General features: G+C 68.2%; 17 protein-coding genes. 5 read left to right on the top strand and 12 right to left on the bottom strand.

Annotation, left to right across the window (positions count from 1 at the left end; genetic code table 11):
• Positions 1-133: 133 nt before the first annotated feature.
• From C566_RS22725 to C566_RS0112930, 8 genes are all read right to left on the bottom strand, one after another.
• Positions 134-1,423, bottom strand: coding sequence for a hypothetical protein (locus C566_RS22725; protein WP_026266661.1), 1,290 nt, complete (start codon positions 1,421-1,423; stop codon positions 134-136).
• A 150-nt stretch (positions 1,424-1,573) separates the two neighbouring features.
• On the bottom strand, positions 1,574-2,644 hold the full coding sequence (locus C566_RS0112960; RefSeq protein WP_018774777.1) for a Gfo/Idh/MocA family protein: 1,071 nt from the start codon (positions 2,642-2,644) through the stop codon (positions 1,574-1,576).
• A 191-nt stretch (positions 2,645-2,835) separates the two neighbouring features.
• A complete protein-coding gene (locus tag C566_RS0112955) occupies positions 2,836-3,543 on the bottom strand; it encodes an ABC transporter ATP-binding protein (protein WP_018774776.1) in 708 nt (235 codons plus the stop codon).
• Between the two features lie 2 nt (positions 3,544-3,545).
• A complete protein-coding gene (locus tag C566_RS0112950) occupies positions 3,546-5,000 on the bottom strand; it encodes an ABC transporter permease (protein WP_026266660.1) in 1,455 nt (484 codons plus the stop codon).
• A gap of 264 nt (positions 5,001-5,264) precedes the next feature.
• The gene (locus C566_RS0112945; protein WP_026266659.1) at positions 5,265-6,368 is read right to left on the bottom strand and encodes a substrate-binding domain-containing protein; all 1,104 of its coding nucleotides are present in this window, start codon (positions 6,366-6,368) and stop codon (positions 5,265-5,267) included.
• 68 nt (positions 6,369-6,436) lie between these two features.
• Positions 6,437-7,705: a multiple monosaccharide ABC transporter permease gene (gene mmsB, locus C566_RS0112940; protein WP_018774773.1), complete on the bottom strand. Its 1,269-nt coding sequence runs from the start codon at positions 7,703-7,705 to the stop codon at positions 6,437-6,439.
• 63 nt (positions 7,706-7,768) lie between these two features.
• Entirely contained in the window at positions 7,769-9,325 is a 1,557-nt protein-coding gene (gene mmsA, locus C566_RS0112935) for a multiple monosaccharide ABC transporter ATP-binding protein (RefSeq protein WP_018774772.1), read from the bottom strand.
• A gap of 131 nt (positions 9,326-9,456) precedes the next feature.
• A complete protein-coding gene (locus C566_RS0112930; RefSeq protein ID WP_018774771.1) occupies positions 9,457-10,647 on the bottom strand; it encodes an ROK family transcriptional regulator in 1,191 nt (396 codons plus the stop codon).
• A gap of 242 nt (positions 10,648-10,889) precedes the next feature.
• Between C566_RS0112930 and C566_RS0112925 the strand changes: the two genes are divergently transcribed.
• Complete coding sequence (locus tag C566_RS0112925) at positions 10,890-11,696, top strand: nitrilase-related carbon-nitrogen hydrolase (RefSeq protein ID WP_018774770.1); 807 nt, start codon at positions 10,890-10,892, stop codon at positions 11,694-11,696.
• Here the strand turns inward: C566_RS0112925 and C566_RS0112920 are convergent.
• Positions 11,675-13,450, bottom strand: coding sequence for a PucR family transcriptional regulator (locus tag C566_RS0112920; RefSeq protein ID WP_018774769.1), 1,776 nt, complete (start codon positions 13,448-13,450; stop codon positions 11,675-11,677). The two genes, C566_RS0112925 and C566_RS0112920, sit on opposite strands and share 22 nt — an antisense overlap.
• Before the next feature lie 111 nt (positions 13,451-13,561).
• Here C566_RS0112920 and C566_RS0112915 point away from each other — a divergent pair, with 111 nt between their 5' ends.
• Positions 13,562-15,097 carry an amino acid permease gene (locus C566_RS0112915; protein WP_018774768.1) on the top strand — a complete coding sequence of 512 codons (1,536 nt, stop codon included), beginning with the start codon at positions 13,562-13,564 and terminating at the stop codon, positions 15,095-15,097.
• On the top strand, positions 15,094-16,791 hold the full coding sequence (locus C566_RS0112910; RefSeq protein WP_018774767.1) for a flavin monoamine oxidase family protein: 1,698 nt from the start codon (positions 15,094-15,096) through the stop codon (positions 16,789-16,791). Before C566_RS0112915 ends, C566_RS0112910 begins: the two co-directional genes overlap by 4 nt.
• A 34-nt stretch (positions 16,792-16,825) precedes the next feature.
• Here the strand turns inward: C566_RS0112910 and C566_RS0112905 are convergent, their stop codons facing one another.
• The 3 genes from C566_RS0112905 to purU all read right to left on the bottom strand — a co-directional run bounded on the left by C566_RS0112905 (position 16,826) and on the right by purU (position 18,775).
• The gene (locus C566_RS0112905; RefSeq protein WP_018774766.1) at positions 16,826-17,347 is read right to left on the bottom strand and encodes a gamma carbonic anhydrase family protein; all 522 of its coding nucleotides are present in this window, start codon (positions 17,345-17,347) and stop codon (positions 16,826-16,828) included.
• A 102-nt stretch (positions 17,348-17,449) separates the two neighbouring features.
• Positions 17,450-17,893, bottom strand: coding sequence for a class I SAM-dependent methyltransferase (locus C566_RS21465; protein WP_018774765.1), 444 nt, complete (start codon positions 17,891-17,893; stop codon positions 17,450-17,452).
• Positions 17,894-17,914: 21 nt separating this feature from the next.
• Entirely contained in the window at positions 17,915-18,775 is an 861-nt protein-coding gene (purU, locus tag C566_RS0112895; RefSeq protein WP_018774764.1) for a formyltetrahydrofolate deformylase, read from the bottom strand.
• A 313-nt stretch (positions 18,776-19,088) separates the two neighbouring features.
• Between purU and glyA the strand changes: the two genes are divergently transcribed.
• Both glyA and C566_RS0112885 read left to right on the top strand, forming a co-directional pair.
• Positions 19,089-20,387 (top strand): serine hydroxymethyltransferase, encoded by a 1,299-nt coding sequence (glyA, locus tag C566_RS0112890; RefSeq protein WP_018774763.1) that lies wholly within the window; start codon positions 19,089-19,091, stop codon positions 20,385-20,387.
• Positions 20,388-20,390: 3 nt separating this feature from the next.
• Positions 20,391-21,323 (top strand): bifunctional methylenetetrahydrofolate dehydrogenase/methenyltetrahydrofolate cyclohydrolase, encoded by a 933-nt coding sequence (locus tag C566_RS0112885; protein ID WP_018774762.1) that lies wholly within the window; start codon positions 20,391-20,393, stop codon positions 21,321-21,323.
• Positions 21,324-21,333 lie beyond the last annotated feature (10 nt).

Raw genomic sequence — 21,333 nt, 5'->3', positions numbered from 1 at the left:
GGCCTGCGGGAAATGGGGTGCCGGAAACCCGGCGGGGGACGGTCGTGTCCATGGGGGATTCTCCTGGGTGACTGTTGTCGGGCGGCAATGGCAGCCCGACGGGCCGTGCTCTGTGGAGACAGAGACGGCCCGACTAGTCAGGAGAAGAACCGGGATCAGCGCTAACGGCTGCGTACTCGTGCTGGAGCGGACCGCCGATGGGGTCGGCCCCGATGGTGGGTAGATAGAAGACCAGGCCGGGCATCCACGCAGCCGTCCCGGCAGGGCCGCCGCCGGAGTGCCCGCTGCCGGACCCCGAACCCGGAGCCGGCGGGAGTGCGTCAGGCGCAGGCAGGCCCGTGCCGCCGTGCCACGGGCTTGGACCCGGGTTGCCGGAGGGAACCGGAGGTTCACCGGTCCCGGCAGGGGGCTCGGCAGGCGGGGCAGCGCCGGACCGGACAGGTGCCGCGCCGCGGGGTTCAGGGACCAGCAAGGCGGGATAGGCAACCGTGGCACCCGGGGAAGGATATGCCGGGACGGGGCGGGCTGTCTCGGTGCCGATGGGAGCAGGCGCCGGCGGTTCAGGTGGTGCTGCCTTGGCGGCGGTTGCTTTTGCCTGAGCCGCCGGTGACGATGCGCCGTCGACGGCGGCCGGCGTCCCCGCCGGCGTTGCCGCCGGGTCGCCAGGGAGCGGACCGGCTGGATCGGGAACCGGAACAGCGGGGTCCACGACCGGCGGAACAGCGCCGGGAACCGGAACAGCGGGGTCTACGACCGGAACAGCGCCGGGAACCGGAACAGCGGGGTCTACGACCGGAACATCGCCGGGAACCGGAACAGCGGGGTCTACGACCGGAACATCGCCGGGAACCGGAACAGCGGGGTCTACGACCGGCGGAAAATCGCCGGGAACCGGAACCTCGGGGTCCACCACGGGCCCGGTGGCCGGCGGGGTGACGGCCGGTTCAGGGAGCGAAGGGTCGGGGTTCGAAAGGTCAGAGTTCGAAAGGCCAGGGATGGCCGGAGCAGGGACCGCCGGGTCCGGCGCCGCCTGCCCAGGCGCGGGCGGTGGCGAGTCCGGATCCGAAGGATCAGCACCGGTGCCGGCAGGCCAGTCCGGGTCGGCAGAAACGACGTCCGCGGCCACCGTTCCCGGCCCCGGAACGGCGCCCGCCGCCCAGGTGCCCGCCGGGACCGCAGCGATGTCCACGGAGACCACGCCGTCGAGGGAGGGGACAGGGAGGTCGTCGGCGTCCGTACAGGAGACGGTGGCCGCGCTCTCACCGGCGTCGTCGGCGGTCCCGTAGAGCGTGCAGGCGTCGTCCGCTTGTGCGGCCGTGCAGGTCAGTGTCAGCCACGCGGCGCCGGCAACGGCGGCCAGAAGCGTGCGGCGCAAGGGGCGGAGGGTCCGGCCCGCGCGGGAGGCCGCAGCTGCTGGATCCATGCGCGCACCCCCGCTCCGGGAAGACTAGACAATTGCCTACAGGGTAAGTCGGCCCCAACAGGAGAGTCCAGAGCGGAGCCGAAACTGTAGGCATACCGAGACACTTGGGATGCCGGGTCCGTTGCCTGGGGGCGTGGAAAGCGGGAGCCGTTAGTGGGCGTCGTTGGGGTAGCTCACGCCGAGTTGCGCGCGTACGCCGTCGAAAAGCCGCATGGTGTTCAGGGAGTCCTCCAGCGGCATCACCGGGCTCTCGGTGAGCCCCTGCTGGATGCACCGCGTGACCTCGCGGAGCTCGTAAGTGTAGCCACGTCCCACCACGGTGAACTGCTCCGTCCGGGGCTCCTCGAAGCCGATCCGGACCAGCAGTTCCTTCGGGTTGTTGATCGATCCCTGGCTTTGGAGGTAGCCCTTGCTGCCGGCGATGGTGGCCGTGCGGGGTCCGTAGGCCATCAATGATGAGGTCAGCTGGGCCTGGGCGCCGTGGTGGTAACCGAGCGTCAACGCATTCTGGGCGTCCACGCCGTCGTCGTTCAGCCAGCCGGTGGCGCTGACCGTTTGCGGGAACCCCAGGGTGCCGAGCGCCCAGAGCAGGGGATAGACCGTCATGTCCAGCAGGGCGCCACCACCGTCCTTGGGTGCCCAAAGCCGGGAACCGGGCGAGTACGGCGCCGGAAAGCCGAGGTCGGCGGCGACCCATTTCACCTCGCCGATCTCGCCCGAGGCAGCGATCTCGAACGCCCGCTGCATGCTGGGCAGGAACCGGCTCCACACCGCCTCCATCAGGAACAATCCGTTGGTCCGGGCCGCCGCGATCAACTCGGCTGCTTCCCGGGCGTTGATCGTGAGGGCCTTCTCGCAGAGCACGTGCTTGCCGGCGTTGAGGGCGGCGAGGGCGATCTTGTGATGGTGGGCGTGCGGGGTGGCGACGTAGACGACGTCGACGGCGTCATCGGCGAGCAAGCGGGCATAACCACTCGCGCCGTCCTGGTCACCGTAGGCGCGGACAAAGCCGTAGTCGGCGGCGAACGCTTCCGCGGCCGCCTGTGTGCGGGAGCTGACGGCGTACAGTTCCGCATCCGCCAGGAGCGCCAGGTCGCGGGTGACCGAAGCGGCGATCCCGCCGGTGGCGATGACCCCCCAGCGCAGCCTGGCGCCGGTGGCTGTGCGGGGATCCTGGTCCGGCTGGCTGAACAGCCACGGCTTCGCGATGAGGGCAGACATGGTGCCATCTTCTCACCCGGGGGCGGACAGGCCGCGGTGTTGACGGCCCTGGCATGGCGGAGGTCCAACGCGGGAGGTTCAGTTGGGGAAGTTCAGCTCATGCGGCTCGACGCCGGAGCCGCGGGCGGGCCCCCAAGGCCTGCCCGCAGCTCGGATGCCGGAGCCCCCGCCGCTCCGACTTCAGCCGGACCTCAGCCCGTCAGGGCCGCCGTCGCACGGGTCCGGGCCGTTTCCTCCGTGAGCCGGCCCTGCTGGAGCCGGAAGCGCCGGTCCGTTTTGTTGGCCAGGGCACGGTCGTGGGTGACCACCAGGATGGTGGTGTTGTGGTCCCGGCTGAGCGTGCTGAGCAGCTCGATGATGTGCTCGCCGGTCTGTTCGTCCAGGTTGCCGGTGGGTTCATCGGCCAGGATCAGCTTGGGTTCGTTCGCCAGCGCCCGGGCGATCGCCACCCGCTGCTGCTCGCCGCCGGAGAGCCGGTTGATGCGCCGCCCGTGCTTGTCCGGATCGAGCTGGACCTGTTCGAGCAGCTGCCGGGCCCGCTCGGCCCGGGCGGCCTTGCGCACGCCGGCGAATTCCATCGGCAGCATCACGTTGTCCACGGCCGAGAGGTTCGGGATCAGGTTGAACTGCTGGAACACGAAGCCGATGTCCCGGCGCCGGTAGTTGGTCAGCTTCCCGTCCGGCATGCTGGCCAGGCTCACGCCGTTGACCACCACGTCGCCGCTGGTGGGCTTGTCCAGCGCCCCGAGCAAGGAGAGCAGGGTGCTCTTGCCGCTGCCGCTCTTGCCCACGATCGAGGCCAGGGTGCCCTGCTCGAGATCGAAGCTGACATCGTTGACCGGCTTGATGGTCCGGTCGCCGGACTTGAACGTGCGGACCAGGTTCTTGACTTCGATCATGGCTATTCTCCTCGGAGGACTTCGATGGGACGGATGCGGGCGGTGAGCAGGGCCGGAGCGAGCGCGCCGATGATGGCGACACCGAATACTGCGGCGATGCCCGCGGCAATGACGCCGGGGGAGGCGCTCGCCGTCACGGAGGTCAGCAGCTGGCTGGCCCCGCCCAGCGGGCCGCCCGCCCCGCCCGGGAACCCGCCGGGCCCGCCGCGCTGGCCGGTCGCCGCCGCGCTCGTGCTGCTGCTGGAGCTGATGAGGGCGCTGGCGATGCCGCCGCTGGCAAGGGAGGCGACGGCGGCGCCCACCACGCTGCCCAGGGCCACCAGCACGAGGGCCTCCAGCACAAACTGCAGGCCGATGGTGCGGTTCGGGGCGCCGATGGCCTTCAGGACGCCGATCTCGCGGCGGCGTTCGCGGACCAGCATGACCATGATCAGGAGGATGATCAGTCCCGCGGTGCCAAGGGCGGCGACGAAGGCGATGAAGGAAATGTTCTTGACGCTGTCCAGCGAGCTGACGGCGGTCTCAAGGTTCCGCTGGCCCTGGGTGACGTCGGCCTTGTCGGAGCCGAGCGCCGCCTGCAGGGCGGTCTTGGCGGCGTCGACGTTTTCCATGCTGTTGACCGTGACGATCATGGTGGAGAGTTCGTCCGGCAGCGCTGCGAGGGTCTGGGCGGTCGGCAGCGTCACGTAGAGCGCGTTGTTGCCGAACGCGGTCCCGGAGTCGAACAGGCCCTGGACGGTAAAGGTCTTGTCCTGGATGGTGAACTTCGAACCCACTTTGAGGCCGTTCTTCTCAGCCAGGGTGGTGCCCAGCAGGGCGCCGGTGGACGCGGCGGTGTAGTTGCCCAGGCCGGTGCCCTGCGTCAGCTGCAGGGCCTTGCCGGTGGAATCTACCTCGGCGCCGATGCCCGTTGCCGTGATCGGCAGCGAGAACGCCGGCGCGGCCTGCGCGGTGCTCCCGGTCGTGCCCGTGCTGCCAGTAGTGCCGGTGCTTCCGGTGGCGCCGGAGGCGCCGGTGCCAGCCTGATTACGGTTGCCGAGCGTGCCGGCGTCGACCGCGGCCGTGAGGCTCGTGGTGACGGACGTGGCCGACTGCCCGCCGGGCCCGCCTTGGCCTGTCCGTCCGGACGCGGCCTCGGCGGCGATGTCAGCGGCGTTGCGCAGGCGCAGCGCCTTGGTGCCGACCACGCTGCTGACGTTGGGGACAGCCGCCGCTGTGGCCGCCTGGGCGGACGTCAGCGGTTCGCCGCCGCCCTCGAACCCCTGGCCGCCGGCCGGGTTCACGGTCAGGACCGTGCCCACCGAGGCGTTCAGCTCGGCAACCTTGCCGGTGACGGCCTGGTTGGCCACGAGCATGGCCAGGGCGAGTCCGATGGCTACGGCCAGCACCGCCACCACGGCGGCGGTCCTGACCTTGTTTCGAAAGGCGTTGCCTACACTCCGGGCAAGAACGCTCACGGTGCTCCTCGTTTTTCTTGGGTGTCTCTGGGGTATCTCTTGCCGGACCCGATGCCCGGCGCTGGTCCCACAGTGGTACGGGCCGCTGTGCGAACCTCCCCGGGGAGCTATGGATCTGCTGTGAAGCGGATTGCCGCAGGCACGGGTGCAGGCAAGGGCGCAGCCAGTGCATCAGGGCCAACGCAAGAGCCCCGGCCCTCCCTTGCGGGGGAGCCGGGGCTCTGTTGTCTGGCGCGGCCTGTGAAGGGAACGCCTAGACGGGAACTACTGCTTGGTGATCGGTCCGAGTACCGGATCGTTCACGTAGGCCGTGTGGACGTTGTCCTTGGTCACGATGACCGGCTCCAGCAGGTACGCGGGAACGGTCTTGACCGTGTTGTTGTAGGACTTGTCGTCGTTGATCTCGGGCGTCTTGCCTGCCTGGATGTCGTTGACCATGACGATCGAGTGCTCAACGAGCGCGCGGGTGTCCTTGTTGATGGTGGAGTACTGCTCGCCCGCCATGATGGACTTGACCGACTCAACCTCGGAGTCCTGGCCGGTGACAACCGGGATCGGCTTGCCGGCGGCCTTGACGGAGGTGATGATCGCGCGGGCCAGGGTGTCGTTCGGGGACAGCACGCCATCAAGCGGGGCGGTGCCATAGGTTCCGGCGAGCAGGGTGTCCATGCGCTTCTGGGCGTTCTCTGCCTTCCAGCCCTGGGTCACGGCCTGTTCGAAGGTCGTCTGGCCGGAGAGGACCTTGAGGGTGCCGTCGTCGATCTTCGGCTTCAGGACGCTCATGGCGCCGTCGAAGAAGACCTTCGCGTTGGCGTCATCAGGGGAACCCGCGAAGAGCTCGATGTTGTACGGGCCTTCCGGCTTCTTGGCCTTCATGCCGTCCAGCAGCGCCTTGCCCTGGAGTTCACCGACCTTGAAGTTGTCGTAAGCCACGTAGTAGTCCACGTTCGGGGTGTTCAGCAGCAGACGGTCGTACGCGATGATCGTTGCGCCGGCGTCCTTGGCCTGCTGGAGCTGGGTGCCCAGCTGTGCACCGTCGATGGCGCCGACGATGATGACCTTGTCGCCCTTGGTGATCATGGCGCTGATCTGGTTCTGCTGCTCCGAGACGCCGCCGTTGGCGAACTGCACGTCCGGCTTGTAGCCGGCCTGGGTGAGGCCGTCGTTGAACAGCTGTTCGGCCAGGACCCAGTTTTCGGAGGTCTTCTGCGGGAGTGCGACGCCGATCGAGGAGCCCTTCGGGAATGCTTCGCCTCCAGTGGAGGAACCGCTGGTGGTGCCGGTGTCGGAACGGCCGCAGGCCGTCAGCGCCAGTGCCGCAATAGCAGCGATTGCTGCTGCCTTTCCTGCTTTACCAATCATTCGCATTGCTTGGTTCACTTTCTTTTGGTGGTGTGCGGAGAATTTGTGGGGTTGGGGGAACCGGGGGGAGGGGATTAGATTCCCCTCGAGATGACCTCTTTGGTCTGGGTCGTCTCGTCGGCCTTGATCTCGCTGCTGCGGCCGAAGTTCTTCATCAGCATGCCGACGATCGACTTCTTGCCCTGGGTCTTGTTGTAGACGTCGAACGCTACGGCGATCAGGAGCACGAGGCCCTTGATGATCTGGGTAAGGTCGGCGCCGACGCCGAGCAGCTGCAGGCCGTTGTTCAGCACGGCCATGACCAGGCCGCCGATGATCGAGCCGATCACGGTGCCCACGCCGCCGGTGACCGCGGCGCCGCCGATGAAGACGGCCGCGATGGCGTCCAGTTCCCAGCCCACGCCGTCGAACGGTCCCGAGGCGGTGGAGCGGCCGACGAAGATCATGCCGGCGAGGCCGGCCAGGAAGGACATGTTCATCATGACCAGGAAGTTGACCTTCTTGGACTGGACGCCGGAGAGCTCCGCAGCGTGCCGGTTGCCGCCGACCGCGTAGATATGGCGGCCGATGACGGTCTTGGAGGAGATGAAGCCGTAGACGATGATGAGGACGGCGAGGATGAGGCCCGGCACCGGGAAGGACGTGCCCGGACGGCCGGTGGCGAAGAGGTACGTCGCGTAGAGGATGGCGCCGCAGACCAGCACCAGCTTCAGGACCATGACCCAGGTTTCAGGGACCTCGGCCCCGAGCTTCTTGGCGTTGCGGCGGGACCGGATCTCGCTGAAGATTACAAACGCGACGGCGAGCAGGCCGATCAGCATGGTCGGGTTGTTGTAGCCGGTCTTCGGGCCAAACTCGGCCAGGTAACCGGAGCCGATGTACTGGAAATCCGCCGGGACCGGGATGGTGTTCGACTTGCCGACGAACTGGTTGGCGCCGCGGAAGATCAGCATGCCGGACAGCGTCACGATGAACGCGGGAATGCCGACGTAGGCCACCCAGAACCCCTGCCAGGCCCCGATCAGGACGCCGAGCCCGAGCCCCATCAGGACGCCGATGTACCAGGGCAGGCCCCAGTCGCGGATGAAGAGTGACACGCAGACACCCACGAAGGCCGCAACGGAACCGACCGAGAGGTCGATGTGCCCGGCGATGATGACCAGCACCATGCCGATGGCGAGGATCAGGATGTAGGAGTTGCCGTTGAAGAGGTTGATGACGTTGCCCGATGTGAGCGTGCGGCCCTCCGTGAAAATCTCGAAGAACACGATCAGCGCAACCAGGGCGAAGATCATGCCGAATTGGCGGGTGTTGCCGCCAAAGAGCTTCTTGAGCGCGTTCATTGTTTCAGTCCTTGTTTCCGGAGTGTTCGGGGTGTTCGGATTGTTCTGGTTTGTCCCAAAGGGTCAAGCGGTCTTGCGGGCGGACGTCATGAGTTTCATGAGGCTTTCCTGGCTGGCTTCGTCCTTGTTCAGCACGCCGGTGATGGCGCCTTCAAAAATCGTGTAGATCCGGTCCGAGAGGCCCAGCAGCTCGGGCAACTCCGAGGAAATGACGATCACGGCCTTGCCCTCGTTGGCCAGCTTCTGGATGATGCCGTAGATCTCGTACTTGGCTCCGACATCGATCCCGCGGGTGGGCTCGTCCAGGATCAGCACGTCCGGGTCGGTGAACATCCATTTCGCCAGCACGACCTTCTGCTGGTTGCCGCCGGAGAGCTTCGCGACGCCTTCCTCCACGGAGGGCGTCTTGGTCCGCAGCGACTTCCGGTATTCCTCCGCAACGGCGTATTCCTTGTTGGCGTCCACCACGAAGTTCTTGCTGATCTTGCGCAGGTTTGCCGAGACGGTGGTGGCCTTGATGTCATCCAGCAGGTTCAGGCCCAGGGACTTGCGGTCCTCGGTGACGTAGCCGAGCCCGGCGTCGATCGCCTGGCGGACGTTCTTGAGCTGCAGTTCCTTGCCGTCTTTGTAGACATGGCCCGAGATAAAGCGGCCGTACGAGCGCCCGAACACGGACCGGGCCAGTTCGGTGCGCCCGGCGCCCATCAGGCCCGCGAACCCGACGATCTCGCCGCGGCGGACGAAGAAGCTGGAGTTCTTGCAGACCAGGCGGTCCTGGATCTGCGGGTGCCCGACGTTCCAGTTCTTCACCTCGAAAAGGACCTCGCCGATCTTCGGCTCGTGGTCCGGGAACCGGGATTCCAGGGTCCGGCCCACCATGCCCTTGATGATGCGGTCCTCGTCGACGCCGTCGGCCTTGACGTTCAGGGTCTCGATCGACTTGCCGTCGCGGATGATCGTGATCTCATCGGCGATCTGTTCGATCTCGTTGAGCTTGTGCGAAATGATGATCGAGGTGATGCCGCGGCCCTTGAGGCCCAGCATGAGGTCCAGCAGGTGCTGGGAGTCGGACTCGTTCAGCGCCGCCGTGGGCTCGTCCAGGATCAGGAGCTTGACCGACTTGTTCAGGGCCTTGGCGATCTCGACCAGCTGCTGCTTGCCGACGCCGATCTCCTTGATGGGGGTCTCCGGGTCCTCGCGCAGCCCCACCCGGGCCAGCAGTTCGGTGGACCGGGTCCGGGCTTCGGCCCAGTCGATCACGCCGCGCTTGGTGGGCTCGTTGCCGAGGAAGATGTTCTCCATGATCGACAGTTCGGGGATGAGCGCGAGTTCCTGGTGGATGATCACGATTCCGGCGTGCTCGCTGGCCCGGATGTCCTTGAACTCCTGGACTTCGTTCTGGTAAACGATGTCGCCGCTGTAAGTGCCGTAGGGGTACACCCCCGAGAGCACCTTCATCAGGGTCGATTTCCCGGCGCCGTTCTCACCGCAGATGGCGTGGATCTCGCCGGCCTTCACCCGCAGGCTCACATCGGCCAAAGCTTTAACGCCGGGGAACTCCTTGGTGATGGAGCGCATCTCGAGGATTAGCGGATCACTGTGCGTGTTGAGGGACGTCATCTGCCCTTACGCCTCCAATGCATGACTTCGTTGTCCGCCCCTGCAAACCGCAGGGCCGTCTGATGGAAAAGTAAACTGGATCACAGCCCTTGTCGTCAAGTCTTTAACGCAACAGGCACATAACGAAATGGTTAGTTTCGCCGGATCCCGGCGTGCTGGAAGACCAAAGCCGTGGCTCCGAGGGCCTCCGCCCGGTCGCCCAGGGACGACATCGTGAGGGTGGTCGTCTCGCCAATGACCGGCACCGCGTGGCGGATCAGGCCGCGCCGGATCGGGTCCAGCAGCAGCTGGCCAAGGCCCGCCAGCGGGCCGCCGACCACAATGACCTCGGGGTTGATCAGGTTCGCCACGTTGCCCAGCGCGCGCCCGACGGCGAGTCCCGCGTCGTCCACGACACGGAGCGTGGCGGAGTCCTTCTCCAGGGCCTTGCGAACGATGTCCCCGGGCGAGAGCGGCCGGTCCTCGCCGCGGCTCAGGAGCTCGATCATGGTGGTGGTGGAGGCGATGGTTTCCAGGCAGCCGCGGTTCCCGCAGCGGCAGATCAGTCCGTGCTCGTGGATGGTGGCATGGCCGATTTCACCGGTGATGCCGACGTTGCCGTAGTACGGCGCGCCGTTGAGGATCAGCCCCGCGCCGATGCCCGAGCCGATCTTGAGGAACATCAGGTTGCTGATGCCGCTGTGCGGCCCCCAGGTGACCTCGGACAGGGCGCCCAGATTGGCATCGTTGTCCACGAAGACGGGGAGTTCCAGCGCTTCTTCGAGGCGTTTGAGGATGTTGATGCCCACCCATTCGGGCAGGATCGCGCCCTGCGCCACGGTGCCGGTGCGGCGGTCGATGGGGCCAGGAATTCCGACGCCGGCGCCCACCAGGGCGCTGCGTTCCACCCCACTGTCCGCGAGCAGCCGGTCCAGCACGCCGACGGCGGCCTGGATGCCTTCCTCGGCGTGGTGGCCCAGGGGCAGCAGGACCGACTCTTCGGCGATCACGTGGTAGCTCAGTGAGGCCAGCACGACGCGCAGGTGGCGCCGGCCGAAGTCGATCCCGACGGCGACGGCTCCGTTGCTGTTGAGCCGGACGTTCAGGGCGCGCCGCCCGGAACTGGTGATGGGTTCAGTCGAGGCCAGCCCGGCGTCCTGCATGATCTTGACGATGTTGGAGACCGTGGCTGTCGAAAGGCCGGTCTGGCGGGCCAGTTCCGCCTGCGTGGAGGGGCCCGCGAGGAGGCATTCGATGATCCGCTGCTGGTTCAGATGCCGGAGGGCGGACTGCGATCCGGGGTTCTTGGTTCGGCTCCTCGTTGAGCGCGTTGGTGAGGGCATGCTATGAAGCGTGACGCATTCGCGGCTTGCAGTCAAGAAGTTAACGCAATGGTAACGGCCGCGCCGGTCGAATGCCGGGCCAGGGGCGGTCAGCATTCCCCGTCTGTGCCGCAAGGACGTTCTGCCCCGCTGGCCTGATGTCCGGGTGGAAATGCACCACACCCCGTGTTCCGGGCCGCGGTTACTCTGGGTCGGGAGAGCCCGCCGTGACCCGCGGAGGCGCCCGGAAACGTGAGGTGGTAATGGTGCTGCTGGCCCTGATGCAGGCGAACTCCGCCGTGCTGGACGTCGAGGCGAACTGCGCCGCGGTGGAGGTTGCCGCGCGCAATGCGTCCGCTGCGGGCGCGCAGCTGCTGGTGACCCCGGAACTCTTCCCCGTGGGCTACGCGCCGCGGCGGCTGCGGGAGGCGTTCGATCCCGGCAGGTTGCCCGCGCTCCGGGAAGTCCTGGCCGGCATCGCTCGGCGCAACACCATCGCCCTGGTGTACAGCCTGCCCATGGTGACACCGGCCGGCGGGTGGCACATTTCCGCCACCCTGGTCGACGAGGCAGGCGACGAACTGCTCAGTTACGACAAGGTGCACCTGTTCGGCCCGGACGAGCGGGCGGCGTTTGCACCCGCCGAGGCTGCCCCCGGCGTCGTGGATTTCCACGGGCACAAAACGGCGCTGGCCATCTGCTACGACATCGAGTTTCCCGAGTCGGCGCGGGCGGCCGCCCTGCGGGGTGCGGACCTGCTGCTGGTGCCGACGGCACTCGCCGGCGGATTCGACGTCGTGCCGCAGGTGCTGATCCGGGCCCGTGCTCTGGAGAACCAGCTGACGGTCGCCTACGCCAATCACACCGGATCGGAAGATGACTGCGACTTCCGGGGCGGCAGCATCGTCGCCGGCCCGGACGGCTCGATCCTGGCCGTGGCCGGGGAGGGGCCGGAACTGTTGTTTGCCGAGTTGGGTGAGCCCGGACGCGCCGCCGCAGACGGCATCGAGGACGCCGTGGACTACCTGCGCGACCGCCGCCCGGAGGTCTACCGCTCCTGGGGAGTCTGACCTGCGCTGGGCGCCTGACCTGCGCTGGCCGGTGCGCCGGGCATCTCGGGGCCGCCCTGGTACTGCAGGGCAATCCAGAGTTCCGCGCGCGCCTGGGCCTGGTTGAGGTCAAGGCCCAGCAGCTCGGCGATGATCCCGATCTGCCGGCGGACGCTGTTTCGATGCAGTCCCGTGGCCTTTGCCGTGGCGTCCCAGCTTCCGTTTTCGCCCAGCCAGGCCCGCAGGATGCCGAGGAGGCTGTCGCGGCGCTCCGGCTCGAGGGCGAGCAGGGGCGCCAGCAGACGGCCCGCCAGCAGGGTCCCGGCAGCCGGTCCCAGCAGGCCGGCGACCGACCACGTCACGTCGTCCGCCCGGACGCTCCGGCGGCTCGTGAGAACGCGGTTGCGCAGCGAAGCGGCGTGCCGGTAAGCCTCCGGCAGGTTCGCGAAATCGGTGCTGCTGCCGATCACAAGGCGCCAGCCGAGCCGCTCCACGTCGGCGAGCAGGGCGTCGTCGACCTTCAGCCTGGTGATGGCGGCAAAGCCGTACTCGGTGAGCTCCACCAGCTTGGTGTCGAACAGCCGCCGCCACTCCAGCAGCGCCCGCACCGGAGCCTCGCCCGGGCGGCCCGATCCGCCCGGGGCGCCCGCCGCGCCCGCAGTCTTGGGGCTGTCCGGGGCGGCGTCAATCCGGACACCCTGCACGACCCGCAGCTGGCCGGACCGGGTGGAGGAGAGGCTTTGGGCCAGCAGGTCCTTGAACCCGTTGACATGCCGTGCGGATCCTGAGGCGACGCTCTCCGGGTGCAGCAGCAGCGCCGTGGCCAGCTGGCTCGGGGCCAGGGAGCCGCTGATGCGCTGGCGGACCAGCAGTTCCAGCAGCCCGACCGCGGTAGAGACAACGCTGTTCTGGGCCGGGGTCAGCGGGGCGTCCGTGCCGAGGATGAGCGCGCCGAGGTTGGCGTCCCGGGTGCTGCGCAGCGGATACCCGAAGACGAGGGACGAGCCCGCGGCGTCGAACGAGTCCATCTCCACCCGCGGGCCGCTGCCGGCGAGCAGCCTGGCCAGCAGCGGCTGCAGGTCGGCGGAGTCAACTCCCGGCACAGTGCCGGCAGTGCCGCCGGCGGCCCGCGGGGCGGGGGAGGGGCCCGAGCCGCGGGCGCGCACCCGCCCGTCGGCGCCGACCAGAACGGCCCAAACCGGGACGCGCTGGACCAGGGACGCGAGGAGCTCGTGCTCGGGTCGCGCGGACAAGACCGCGCGCATGAGCTGCCGGCTGGTGTCGGCCAGCTGGCGGAAGGTCTTGGCGTTGTCCGACTCGAGAAGCCGGGAGAATTCCAGTCCCAGCGCGGCGAACGGGAGGCTCTCCGGGATGGCGACCAGGGTCAGGTTGTGCTGCCGGCAGGCTCGCACCACGGCATCGGGCACGGCGTCGAAATACGGTTCCAGGCCAAAGCCCAGGGCGCCCACGCGGGCCTGGACCAGGCGCTGCACGTAGGCGTCCACCGCCTCCTCGCTCCCTCCCTCGCCCACGAACGGCAGGCCGGCCGTGAGCAGGAACTCGCCGTCGAGCAGGTAGGGGGTGGGGTCTTCCAGCTCACTCGGCTCCACCCAGCGCAGGCGCTCCTGCCCGTTGCCGCCGTCGTGCACGACGCCCAGGGCCGGCAACTGGCCAAGGAACTGCGCCAGCGTGACGAAGCCGAGCCGCTCCGGGCCCTCAGCAGCCACGGCCGCGGCCCCCGGGCCGGCCGCCCGAACAACGGCGTCCAGGTGCATTAAGTCTCATGAGTGAAGACTACAGGTCATTTTGCACAACCTTGAGAGGTGGCTCACACGCCTAGGGTTGGTTCGGGAAACCGACCACTACTGAAGATAAGGACGTCAACGATGACTGTGCCAACTCTGATCGGCGAACGCCCGCCGGCGGAAGCCGGCCGTCCCGGGCTCACCGCCCAGCTCCTGCGCCGCAAGCCGATCGGACAGCTGGTCCGAGAGGCCGAGACCGGACACGGCGGCACGCGGCTGGTCCGCAGCTTCGGTGTCCTGCAGCTGACCATGATCAGCGTCGGCGCCACCCTGGGCACCGGCATCCTGGTCATCCTGGGCCAGTCGGTGCCGCTCGCCGGCCCGGCTATCTGGATCTCCTTCGCCATCGCCGGCTTCGCCGCCCTGCTCTCCGCCGTGTCCTATGCGGAGATGGCCGGCCTCGTCCCTGCCGCCGGTTCCAGCTACTCCTACACCTATGCCACCATGGGCGAGGGCATGGCCTGGATCTGCGGCTGGTGCCTGGTGCTCGAATACGCCGTCTCCGTGGCCGCCGTCGCGGTCGGTGCGGGCCAGTATGTCAACGAGGCCCTGGCGGTCTTCGGCCTGGAACTCCCGGACGCCATCTCGCAACCGCCGGGGGCCGGCGGCGTGCTGAACATGCCCGCAATCGTGATTGTGGGCCTGGCCACGGTGCTTTTGGTCCGCGGCGCCAAGGAGAGCGCGTGGATCAACACGGCGATCGTCCTGGTCAAAGTCGGCATCCTGCTGTTCTTCTGCGCCGTGGCCTTCACCGCCTTCAACGGCGGGCACTTCGCGCCCCTCATGCCGATGGGCGCCGCCGGCGTCTCCGCCGCAGCCTCCAGGGTCTTCTTCTCCTACATCGGCTTCGACGCCGCCTCCACGGCCGGCGAGGAGGCCCGCAACCCCAAGCGCGACCTCCCGCGGGCCATCCTGCTCTCCATGCTGATCGTCACCAGCATCTACGTGCTCGTGGCCGTCGCCGCCATCGGCGCGCGCCCCTGGGGCTGGTTCGACGGCACCGAGGCGGCCCTCGTGAAGATCCTTGAGGAAATCACCGGCCAGCCGTGGGTTGGCGTGGTGTTCGCCGTCGGCGCCGTGCTCGCCATCGCCAGCATCGTGCTCACCGTCCTGTACGGGCAGACCAGGATCCTGCTCTCGATGTCGCGGGACGGCCTGGTGCCCAAGGTCTTCGGCCGGATCTCGGCCCGGACCGGCACGCCGGCCGCCGGAACCCTGATCGTCGGCACCGCCGTCGCACTGACCGCCGGCCTGGTGCCGCTCGGTGCCCTCGCGGACGCGACCAGCATCGGCACCCTGTTCGCCTTCGCCCTGGTCAACGTGGCAGTCCTCTACCTGCGGCGGACCCGCCCCGAGCTCACGCGCAGCTTCCGCGTCCCGCTCTTTCCGCTGACCCCGATTCTCGGCGCCCTCATGTGCGCCTACCTCATGGCCAACCTCGGCGCCGAGACCTGGGCGGTGTTCGGTGCCTGGATGCTCGTTGGCTGTGCCGCCTACTTCGGCTACGGCCGGAAGAACTCCAGGGTGGCTGCCCTGAGCCACGAGGAATACCTTGACCTATCTAGCCGCCAACCAGACAACTCCACACACCAGGAACTTAAGGCAGAGATCTCATGACCATCGCCACCGAACTTCCGGCCCCTCGGCCCGCTGCTGAACCGGGCGCGGCGCCCATCACCATGCTGAATCCGGACTTCCCGTTCAGCTACGACCACTACCTCGCCCACCCGGCGGGCCTGGGATCGGTGCCGCCCGAGCTTTACGGGACCGAGGTCGCCGTCGTCGGGGCCGGACTGTCCGGACTGGTGACCGCATATGAGCTCATGAAGCTGGGCCTGCGGCCCGTGGTCTACGAGGCCGACAGGATCGGCGGCCGGCTGCGGACCGCCAGTTTCCCGTCCGCGCCGGGGATCGTGGCGGACCTCGGCGGAATGCGTTTTCCGGAATCCGGCAAAGCCTTCTACCACTACGTGGACCTGCTCGGGCTGCAGACCCGGGCCTTCCCCAATCCACTGGCGCCGGCGACCTCCAGCACGGTGATCGAGCTCGCGGGCCAGAAATACTATGCCGAGACCGCGGCCGACCTCCCGCCGTTCTTCCGTGAGGTGGCGGACGCGTGGAAGGCCGCCGTGAACGACGGCGCCGGGTTCGCCGAGATGCAGGACGCCATCCGCGCCCGGGACACAGCCCGGATCAAGGACCTCTGGAACGCGCTGCTCCCGCAGCTGGACGAGCAGACGTTCTACGGCTTCATCGCCGGCAGCGACTCCTTCAAGGAAGCCGGATTCGCCCACCGCGAGGCCTTCGGGCAGGTGGGATTCGGCACCGGGGGCTGGGACACCGACTTCCCCAACTCGATCCTCGAAATCCTTCGCGTGGTCTACACCGACGCCGATGACCGGCACCGGCTCATCGACGGCGGCGCGCAGCGGCTCCCCGAGGCACTGTGGGAGCACGCGCCGTCGGGCATGGCACACTGGCCGGACGGCACCTCGCTGGCCTCGCTGCACGCAGGCGCGCCGCGCGGAGCGGTCGACCGCATCGCCCGCGACGGCAGCGGCGACTTCCGGGTCCGCGAACGCTGGGGTCGCGAATCGGCCTACCCGGCGGTGGTGACCACCTGCCAGTCGTGGCTGCTCTCGACCCGGATACACACGGACGAGGCCCTGTTCCCCGCCGAACTGTGGACGGCGATCGAGCGCTCCCACTACATGCAGTCCTCCAAGACCTTCGTCATGGTGGACCGGCCGTTCTGGAAGGACATCGACCCGGCCACCGGCCGCGAGGTCCTGTCCATGACGCTGACCGATCGGCTGAACCGTGCCACCTACCTGCTGGACAACGGCCCGGACCAGCCGGCCGTGATCCTGCTGTCCTACACCTGGAACGACGACGCGCTGAAGTGGCTCTCGCTCACCGCAGAGGAACGGGCGGAGCTCATGTTGCACTCGCTGCAGCAGATCTACCCCGGGGTGGACATCGCCAGCCACATCGTGGGCCAGCCGATCACCGTCTCCTGGGAGGCCGACCCCAACTTCATGGGCGCCTTCAAGGCCAACCTGCCGGGGCACTACCGCTACCAGCAGCGGCTCTTCACGCACTTCAAGCAGGACGGGCTGCCGGCCGAACAGCGCGGGATCTTCCTCGCCGGCGACGACGTCTCCTTCACCGCCGGCTGGGCCGAGGGAGCCGTCACCACCGGGCTCAACGCCGTCTGGGGCGTGGTCAACCACCTCGGTGGCTCCACCCCCGCCGGGAATCCCGGACCGGGCGAGCTGCTCTCCGAGCTCGGGCCGATCGCCCTGGACTGAGCGGCGCCGGCTCCGGCGCCGGCGCCCGTGCAGCTCAGGCGCTGTGAAGTTCGCGGTGCGCGCGTGCCAGTTCCTGATAGTGGGCGGCGTTGTGCTGGACGCCGGCGAACTCGTCGTCACTGAGCTCGCGCCGGACCTTGGCCGGAACTCCGGCCACCAGGGAGCGCGGCGGGATGACGGTGCCCTCCAGCACCACGGCACCGGCGGCGATGAGGGACCCGGCGCCGATCACGGCCCCGTTGAGGATGGTGGCGCTCATGCCGATCAGGCAGTCGTCCTCGACGGTGCAGCCGTGGACCACGGCGCTGTGGCCGATGCTGACCCTCGCGCCCACGGTGCAGGGGAAGCCGGGGTCGGCGTGCAGCACCACGTTGTCCTGCAGGTTGCTGCCGGCGCCGACGCTGATGGCGGCGGTATCGGCGCGGACGCTGACACCGTAGAAGGCGCTCGAGTTCTCGGCCAGGGTGGCGTTGCCGATCACTGAGGCAGTGGGCGCGACGAAGGCGGAGTCATGGACGGCCGGGGCGGTACCGGCGAATGCGTAGAGGGGAGCCATGCCTCCAGCCTAGGACACGCCCCCGCCCCGTTGAGCTATCAGTTGTGGTCGCTTTGCCCGCGGTTTAACCACCACAAGTGATAGCTCAACGGGAAGGGAAGGTCAGGCGGGGGAGCGGAGCACCGTGAAGCCCTCGCCCCGCCAGCCGCCCTCGCCGTGCGAGCCGCCCGCGCTGCGCGGGTCGGGGGCGGGGAGCACCACGGCGATCGGCGCGCCCGGTTCCGCCACCCGCCCGAGTTCGCGGACGACGTCGTCCCACTGGTCGGGGGCCAGGCCCGCCAGGGCGTCCACGGCCCACACCGAGGCGAACGCGGCATCGGCGAACGGCAGCGAGACTGGTCCGGCCACGGTGGCCTCGAGCCCGTGCGCCCGGGCGATGTGGATATTCTCCTCGGACTGGTCGACGCCGGTGAAATGGATGCCGGACTGCACAAAGTGCAGCCCGTCGGCGCCCGGGCCGCAATCGAGGCCGAGCACACCGTGCCGGCCCTCATTCTTCAACAGCGCCACAAATGATTCGAGCCGGTCCCTGCGGGAGGATTCCATAGCTCCAGTTAATGACCGCTTTTAGTTAAAGACAACCGTCCGGTTGCCGTCGAGCAGGACGCGGTGCTCGGCATGCCACTGCACGGCCTGGGCGAGGGTGCGGCCCTCCACGTCGCGGCCCATCTGGACGAACTGCTCCGCGGTGCGCCGGTGGTCCACGCGGATGACTTCCTGCTCGATGATGGGCCCCTCATCCAGGGCCGCAGTGACGTAGTGCGCCGTGGCGCCGATGAGCTTGACGCCGCGGGCATGCGCCTGGTGGTAGGGCTTGGCACCCTTGAAGGAGGGCAGGAACGAGTGGTGGATGTTGATGGCCTTGCCCGTCAGTTCGGTGCAGAGCTCGTCCGAGATGATCTGCATGTACCGGGCCAGGACGGTGAGCTCGATGTCGTGTTCCTTCATCAGGACCCGGAGGGCGTCCTCGGCCTGGATCTTGGTGTCCGGGGTGACCGGGATGTGGTGGAACGGGATGCCGTAGAACTCCGCCAAACCCTCAAGGTCGCGGTGGTTGGACACGATGGCCGGAATGTCGATCGGCAGCGTCCCGGAGCGCTGCAGGAAGAGCAGGTCATTCAGGCAGTGGGCGGAGGTGCTGGCCATCAGCAGGGTACGGACCTTCCGGCCCGCCGGGTTGAGGCTCCACTGCATCCCGAAGGCCTGCGCCACAGGTTCCAGCGCCGCCTGCAGCTCTACCTGGGACGCCGCCGTCGTCGCCTCCACCCGCATGAAGAAGGTGCCCGTGCCCTGGCTGCCGTACTGCTGGGAGTCTGTAATATTGCAGCCCGCCACCAGGAGGGCTCCGGCGACGGCGTGCACGATGCCCGGCCGGTCGGGGCAGGACAGGGTCAGGATGTAGGAGGCAGTCAGGTTCTCATCAGTCACGAGGAACAGCCTACCTGCGCTTCAAGGGCAGTTTGGAAAGGGTTTTGGTAGTGTTAACCCGTCGCAACTGGCGTTGGATGGCTAACCATCAGGGAGCGGCACTCACGAAGACCACGGATCGTACGCCTGGGCCGAGGGTCATGTCTTACCGGTCGGCAGCATCACCGCTGCCGCACCGTTGCTGGTGCCCGCGCGGGGTGCCTGCCGCCGCTGTCGCGGCCCGCTGTCAAGGGGCCCGTAATCAAAGGGCGGTGCAACGGGCCAGCCGGTAGCCTGACCAATAGCCGTACCCGTTGCCTACCAGGAGTTCCTCGTGACTACTACCACCGCCACCTCAGCCGCCGTGAGCAACCAGCCGCTGGCCGAACTCGACCCTGAAATCGCCGCCGTCCTCGCCCAGGAACTTGGCCGCCAGCGCGGCACCCTGGAAATGATCGCTTCCGAGAACTTCGCCCCGCGCGCCGTGATGGAAGCCCAGGGGTCCGTCCTGACCAACAAGTACGCCGAGGGCTACCCGGGACGCCGCTACTACGGCGGGTGTGAATACGTCGACGTCGCCGAGCAGCTCGCGATCGACCGCGTCAAGGAACTGTTCGGCGCCGAATACGCCAACGTGCAGCCGCACTCCGGCGCGCAGGCCAACGCCGCCGCGCTCGCCGCCATGATCACCCCGGGCGACAAGATCCTGGGCCTGTCCCTTGCCCACGGCGGGCACCTCACCCACGGCATGAAGCTGAACTTCTCCGGGAAGCTCTACAACGTCGCCGCCTACCAGGTCGAGGAACATGACTTCCGGATCGACATGGACAAGCTGCGCGAGCAGGCCATCGCCGAAAAGCCGCAGGTGATTATCGCCGGCTGGTCCGCCTACCCGCGGCACCTCGATTTCGAGGCCTTCCGTTCGATCGCCGACGAGGTTGGCGCACTGCTCTGGACCGACATGGCGCACTTCGCCGGCCTCGTCGCCGCCGGACTGCACCCGAGCCCGGTGCCGTACTCCGACGTCGTGACCTCCACCGTCCACAAGACGCTCTCCGGTCCGCGCTCCGGCGTCATCCTGGCCAAGCAGGAGTGGGCCAAGAAGCTTAACTCCGCCGTGTTCCCCGGCCAGCAGGGCGGCCCGCTCATGCACGTGATCGCCGCAAAGGCCGTGGCCTTCAAGATCGCCGGCACCGAGGAATTCAAGGAGCGCCAGGAACGCGTGCTCGAAGGCGCCAAGATCATCGCCGAGCGCCTCGGCCAGGCCGACGTCGCCGGAGCCGGCGTCTCGGTCCTGACCGGCGGCACCGACGTGCACCTGGTCCTGGTGGACCTGCGCAACTCCCAGCTGGACGGCCAGCAGGCCGAGGACCTCCTGCACTCGATCGGCATCACCGTCAACCGCAACGCCGTGCCGTTCGACCCCCGCCCGCCGATGGTCACCTCCGGCCTGCGCATCGGCACCCCGGCCCTGGCCACCCGCGGCTTCGGCGCCGAGGAATTCACCGAGGTGGCGGACATCATCGCCACGGCGCTGAAGTCCGGAGCTGCCACGGAGATCGAGTCCCTGCAGGCACGCGTGGACAAGCTCGCCGCCGACTTCCCGCTGTACCCGCAGCACGAGCAGTGGTAGGCCATGACTTCTACTGACACCGCAAAAGCAGCCGCAAAAACGGCTGACACTGCACGGATCCTTGACGGCAAGGCTACCGCCGCCGCCATCAAGGCCGAGCTGACCGAGCGCGTGGCCGTGCTCAAGGCCCAGGGCATCACCCCCGGGCTGGGCACCATCCTGGTGGGCTCCGATCCCGGCAGCACCTGGTACGTCGGCGGCAAGCACAAGGACTGCGCCGAGGTGGGCATCACCTCCATCCGCCGCGACCTGCCGGAAGAGACCAGCCAGGACGACCTCCTGGCCGTGGTCCGCGAGCTCAACGAGAACCCGGAATGCACCGGCTACATCGTCCAGCTGCCCCTGCCCAAACACATCGACCAGGACGTCATCCTGGAGGCCATGGATCCCGAGAAGGACGCCGACGGCCTGCACCCGATGAACCTGGGCCGGCTCGTGGCCAACGTCAGCGGACCCATGAAGTCCCCGCTGCCGTGCACGCCCAAGGGCTGCGTGGAGCTGCTGACCCGGCACGGGATCGACCTGAACGGCAAGCGCGTCCTCGTGGTGGGACGCGGCGTCACCATCGGCCGCCCCGTGGGTCTGCTGCTGACCCGCAAGGACGTCAATGCCACCGTCATCCTGGCCCACACCGGAACGGTGGACCTGCCGGCAGAACTGCGGCAGGCCGACGTCGTGATCGCCGCCGCCGGGCAGCCGCACATGATCAAGGCCGGGGACCTCAAGCCCGGGGCAATCGTGCTCGACGTCGGTGTCAGCCGGGTCGATGACGGCAGCGGCAAGGCCGTGGTCACCGGAGACGTGGACCCCGCTGCGGCCGACGTCGCCGCCTGGCTCTCGCCGAACCCCGGGGGAGTGGGCCCGATGACCCGCGCCATGCTGCTCGCCAATGTGGTGGAAACCGCGGAACGCCACTTGGCAGCGAAAAACCGCTGAGCAGCGGAAC

The sequence above is a fragment of the Arthrobacter sp. 131MFCol6.1 genome (genome assembly GCF_000374925.1).
GTDB lineage: Bacteria > Actinomycetota > Actinomycetes > Actinomycetales > Micrococcaceae > Arthrobacter.
The sequence above is the reverse complement of the archived record's forward strand: the minus strand, read 5'-3'. Positions and strand labels throughout refer to the sequence as shown.